Genomic DNA, 5,321 nt, shown 5'->3' on the forward strand with positions numbered 1-5,321 from the left:
CGCCAACCAGAGAGATCACGCCTCACCCTGAACAAACGAGTGGCTCACGCCTTCAACACAGAGATGAGACCTTAACCGAACACGGATGGTCTTTTGAGGGGACTATAGCCTCTCTGACCGATTTCGAATGTTCGGTTGCAGAACGGGCAGGATTGATAGACGGTCATCGGGTGGGAATGTACCGCTAAGTTGCGTGTACTGTTAGTCGTGACGGTGGTTGGTGATTCAGCCAGCCGTTACTGTTTTCGCTNGGTCATCGGGTGGGAATGTACCGCTAAGTTGCGTGTACTGTTAGTCGTGACGGTGGTTGGTGATTCAGCCAGCCGTTACTGTTTTCGCTTGCCTCGACTGTGATACTCGACAGATCGATCTTGCTTACATCCCTTCGGCAATATAAAGAACCGACGTTGCTACAGCCTGTAAATAAGGGAGTGTTTATCTAGCCAGATGGCTGCTTGAGTGTCGGTCTAGATGATGCAATGATTGAATGCGGAACAGTCAGAGATGGGCGTATGGGTATTGTGTCTCGCCTGAGGCAATTCAACCGTCAAATCAACGATTTCCCGCCACTACCGTATGGCGTCCTGATGGCTTGCATCTGGATTGCGGTATGGGTGATGATGGGACTATTCTATGGAGAGAGCTTTGTTGGTGCTCTCGGTCGTGGTCTTGTGGGAGGAGTGGTTTTTGGAACAGTGACTGGATTGGGGCAGAGATAATGCCCTCTTATCGTTCTTTGTGATTTTCATCCTACCAGCCCCGACGGCCCTGCAGGGGCCGTGAGGCTCCCGCAGCCGATTGGTGGTTGGAGTGCTGCCAAAGGATTTAATCGAAGGACGTATCGGTCCTAGTATGAACTACCAGCGCATCTATCACCTCTCGGTGTTAGGACTTGGACTCATTTTTGCGATTCCATCGATTCCAAAACTGCTAGGTAGCCCATCACTACCAGTAATTCTGCGCTCAATTGGTGGTGCCGGAATGGCTCTCAGTTCAGCATACATTTTGGTATTCTCAGATGAGCCTGCTGGTCCGACTAGTCCCAACTGGCGCTTTTTCGGTGTGGTGGGCGGATTCGCCCTCTGCCTTGCAGGTATCGCCATTTCGATACTACCGTAACTAAAGGGAAGCCCGATACTACCATCTACCCTGTCAGAAGGCACATGGCTCTCGACAGGATTGGTTCGTGCTTATCCTGCCACCCTTGTGAATTCTCATAGGATCGCGCGCAACGTGCTTGTCGTTGAACATCCGGCTTGGACGATCGCTGACAGTGCGTACGACACGCCCACTAGTATGATCCCGGCGCTCAGCAGGTGGCCGTGCCAATTGCTTCGTACAACCCGCGAAACACTAGCGTTCTGTTCGATATCGAGTACGGGGTCAGAGATCGCATCGAAAAGCACAGCGGGATGTTCAGTTCAAACGCCCGGTCTTAGACGAGACGTACAACCGATGGACACAGGTTGCATAGACAATCATACAGTTGATAATTATGCCCCGGATCCGCCTGCGTCCAAGGCCGCGCGCCTATGCTCGGGTGCAAATGTTTCTCGCATTGTGTCTCCAAGTGGTCGTCGTGATCACCAATGGCGAACAGGGGGAACACCCGAGCCGTGAGATGCTCTCGGTATGAGACGAATTCTATGGCACGCACCTAGCCAACCATTTTCACTTCGTCGATTCAGCTGGGAAGAAGTGCGCCGAAAACGCCGGGCAGTGACGTCGCGGCGAGAGCGAACACCAGGACGACGAGGACGAGGTTGATCGCGTTCGCGACGAGGCCGTTGGTGTACTCGCCCATTGTGTTCTCGTCGTTGACCGCCCAGAACAACAGGATCGTGGTGATCGGCAAGCTGATGATGCCGTTGTACGCCGGGAACGTGATGATCATCTCGACGACGCTCATTCCAGTCAGCGAAGCGATCACCGGCGCAAGAACGCCTACGGAAGTTCCGACAACATAGAGCAGTTTGAACGATCGGTTGTCGGGGTTGGCATCGTTCCCGCGGGCGTGCTCGAAGAGATACGCCGGCACCCACATGATCGGGACGATGCTGTTGAACGCGGCGGCGGCCGTCCCGATGAGGAACAACACCGCTGCCCACTGGCCGACGGGCTGGGCGAGTGCCAGTCCGGGGGCGACGAAACTCCGCACCTCCTCGACGCCGGTCGGCCGAAGGACCGTCGCGCTCACGACGACGATCGCCATGATGAGGGCGATCGCGAGCGCGTACCCAATGACGAGATCCGTCCGCATCGTCGGCACGTCGGAGACGTCGGTCCAGCCCTTTCGCTCAACGAGATTCGATTCGAGGAAGAAGTTCGACCAGATGGCGGTCGAGCCGACGATCGACGCTGCCAGTGTGAGTGCGCCCGCGTCGGGAAGCGACGGGACGAATCCACTAGCGACGGCTCCGAGATCGGGCGAGGTCCCACCAACAACGAGTAGATACAACCCCAAGAGGACAACCAACATCGCCGTCAGGAGCCGTTCGACGCCATCGTAGTTTGCGATGCCTGCGAGCACCGCGAGAACGGTGACGACGACCGAGAGGGGCTGCCAGCCGATCGCGCCGCCGAGGAGCACCGAGACTCCCTTCGCGGTCGCGGCGACGAGTTCGATCGTCCACAACACGGCACCGATCGAGATCACGCCGGCGAGCAGCATGGCGAGACGGCCGCCGAGTTTCTTCCTGATGAACACCATCAGCGGCTCGCCGAAGATGCCGAGCCGCGCACTCATGTCCTGGGCCATGATGCCGAGCAGCCCGGCTCCGACGAACGCCCAGATCAGCGAGTAACCGTACTTGACACCGGCGTCGGTCGCGATAAAGATCGACCCTGATCCGACGACGCTGGCGACCATCACGAACGCGACGCCGTACTGTGCGAAGAACTCGCTGACGCTCGTTCGAAGCTGATCAGCGAATGACCCGCGGCCGGTCCCGCTCATCGCTGCGAAACAGCTTGGAGATGCTTGTTATCGAGCCTACTGACATAATATTGTTCCACATATTCTGAGGATGCACATGATAGCACAAGTATATATACTTGATCTATGTGTGAAAAGCCTCGGCTTGCAGATCTTGATATGATCATTCTCCTCATCTCTGTTTTGATCTGCACATAAGCGATCGTCTGTCTTGAGAGCATCATTCACGGGATTCGCCGCTGATCACACCTTACACAGGATCGCTGTACTCACCACCCTCTTGAGGTCAACCCACGTTACAGCTGTCTGAAATGATCTACTGTCATGATACAGCTCATGAGAGTTTCTGGAGCACGCGTTTGGCCTATCGCTGGGATTCTCGGAGGATCAGTGGCTCGATGGCGAGCGTCCGTTTGGCGAGCGTCACGAGGCGTGAGATGTACGATACGAGCAGCAAGAACGGCAGCAGCGTGATCGTGAGGCTGGCACCGACCAACAGCGCGATGTTCTCGATGCCGAGCGTACTCCCGGGGAACGTCCCCGCCTCGCCGATCACCATCATGATGCCGGCGACGGCAAGCGCGGGGATCGCCACATAGAGTATCAGCTGTGAGAGCGACGTCAACGCCCACTCGAAATACAGCGTCTTGACGTGTTCGCGCGCCGGCCCGAACATCGACAGCGCCGTTTTCAGCTCGTTCAACAGCTTGTTTTCGGGCTGGCCGAGATCTTCGTCGTGATCGTTGAGCAGCCGCTCGACCTGAAAGATCTTCCAAGCGTAGTTGTAGTTCAGCGCGGCGAACACCACGTCGAAATTGCCGAACGTACCGCCTTCGAGCTGGTCGCGGACGGTTTCGGAGTTGCCGATGACGCTCTGGGTGAACTGGTCGACTTCCCAGCGGAGCTGATCGCTCTCGATGTCGTCAAACCCGTCGCGGACGGCCTCGGCGCGGTCCTGACTGACGTCGATGATGTTCCGGAGGAACGCCGAGGGGTCGGCCGGGCTCGGCGAGCCGACGAGTTCCTCGGTGTAATCCCGAAAGTCCATCGAGTCCTCCATGCGCTGGCGCTGCTCGCCCAGTGGGCCGTTCTCCTGTGAGAGCACGAGCTGGGAGATGGTGACGACGAGCGTCACACCGGTGATGACCGCGCTGATCATCGTCGAAAAGAGCGTGTCGATCGTGTCGCTACTGTTGAGCTGGGGGATCAGCGGCGGCGGCAACACTGTAATTCCGATGACGAAGACGACGAAGAACGCGACCGCGAGTACGGCCGTGACGAGGAGTCGGTTTGCTTTCAGTAGTATCCAGAGCTTGATACGACTCTCGTTGGCGCGCTCGCGCATCGTGTTCGCCGTGCTCACGTCGACACTTTGGTCAACCGCAGAATCGTCCACTTCGGCCGTCACGAGACGTCCTCCGTCGACTCGGAACGGGGCCGTTCAAAGACGATGTACTTGGTCCCGCCACTGGAGTAGTCAATGGTTTCGACGAGCCGCCAGCCCTTGTCGGCCAGCTCGTTGATCTCGGTTTTCGGATTGTCGGCCTCCTTTTTCGTCTCGTCACGCGGCGGCCTGAGAATCTCGTACTCCCACCGTTGGGAGTCTTGGTCGTCCATGCGCTGTCCAAACCCGTTAGTGCCAAAAGTCTCTCCGTCTCTCCTCTTCGACACTCCTCGTTTCATGGAAGTTGGTTCCCGCCGGTCGAGACGTTGAGCGAGTCGAGCGTCGTCGAGTTCACGCTATTGGAGGCGACGAGTGTCGCGTTCCGGTTGGCGGGGATCCAGAGCGGAACGACCGACTGGCCTGATCCGACGCTTATCGAACCGTACGTCTGTTTGTTCTCGCCGATGATCGTGATCGTCGTGACGTTGCTCGCCGCTGGCGTTGAGCGCAGCGTGGCGTTCACGCGGACGTGTTCGCTCGCCCACGGCTCGTCAACGGTAACGCTCTCGAAGACCGCCGAATCGCCCGTGTCGGCCGATATCGACGGTCCAAGCGTCAGACAGCCACTGGAAATGAGAACGATGACGAGCATGATCGCGAGGGTGCGACGCGGTGTTCCAGCCATACGCGTCGTTCATCGGTTGCGAGGAAAACGATTCTGATCACCTACTTGGTCATCTTAAAACTGTCTGCTCTCCCCCCTCCTTGTTTCCAGTAACTGGCAGTTGGATCCATTACATAGCGGATGTTTGGATAGAACAGGCGAAATTTCGGGCAATTGGGGAGGAGGGGACGGCAAGTGCATGCATCATGTATAGAAGTATGCTGAATATAGTGGGATGTGCATGGCAACTATCGCTAGTTGTCCACTCTGGCTCAACAGCCCAGTAGCTGATACGTTGTAGGAACGAAGCGGATGAATCAGTGACCTGATTCACCCGC

Annotated in this window: 5 protein-coding genes; 1 reads left to right on the forward strand and 4 read right to left on the reverse strand. The window is 57.1% G+C overall.

Going from position 1 to position 5,321, the window contains the following annotated elements; translation table 11 throughout:
• Positions 1 to 852 precede the first annotated feature (852 nt).
• Positions 853 to 1,119 (forward strand): hypothetical protein, encoded by a 267-nt coding sequence (locus C451_RS21400; RefSeq protein WP_152420277.1) that lies wholly within the window; start codon positions 853 to 855, stop codon positions 1,117 to 1,119.
• A 565-nt stretch (positions 1,120 to 1,684) separates the two neighbouring features.
• On the opposite strand, the gene C451_RS00135 is transcribed toward C451_RS21400, so the two are convergent.
• From C451_RS00135 to C451_RS00150, 4 genes are all read right to left on the reverse strand, one after another.
• Positions 1,685 to 2,956, reverse strand: coding sequence for an NRAMP family divalent metal transporter (locus tag C451_RS00135; RefSeq protein WP_007736344.1), 1,272 nt, complete (start codon positions 2,954 to 2,956; stop codon positions 1,685 to 1,687).
• 343 nt (positions 2,957 to 3,299) lie between these two features.
• Positions 3,300 to 4,343, reverse strand: coding sequence for a hypothetical protein (locus C451_RS00140; protein WP_007736346.1), 1,044 nt, complete (start codon positions 4,341 to 4,343; stop codon positions 3,300 to 3,302).
• Positions 4,340 to 4,552, reverse strand: a complete 213-nt coding sequence (locus C451_RS00145) for a DUF4177 domain-containing protein (protein ID WP_007736348.1) — start codon at positions 4,550 to 4,552, stop codon at positions 4,340 to 4,342. Before C451_RS00145 ends, C451_RS00140 begins: the two co-directional genes overlap by 4 nt.
• A 62-nt stretch (positions 4,553 to 4,614) precedes the next feature.
• On the reverse strand, positions 4,615 to 5,004 hold the full coding sequence (locus tag C451_RS00150; RefSeq protein ID WP_007736349.1) for a hypothetical protein: 390 nt from the start codon (positions 5,002 to 5,004) through the stop codon (positions 4,615 to 4,617).
• Positions 5,005 to 5,321 lie beyond the last annotated feature (317 nt).

Source organism: Halococcus thailandensis JCM 13552 (assembly GCF_000336715.1).
GTDB lineage: Archaea > Halobacteriota > Halobacteria > Halobacteriales > Halococcaceae > Halococcus > Halococcus thailandensis.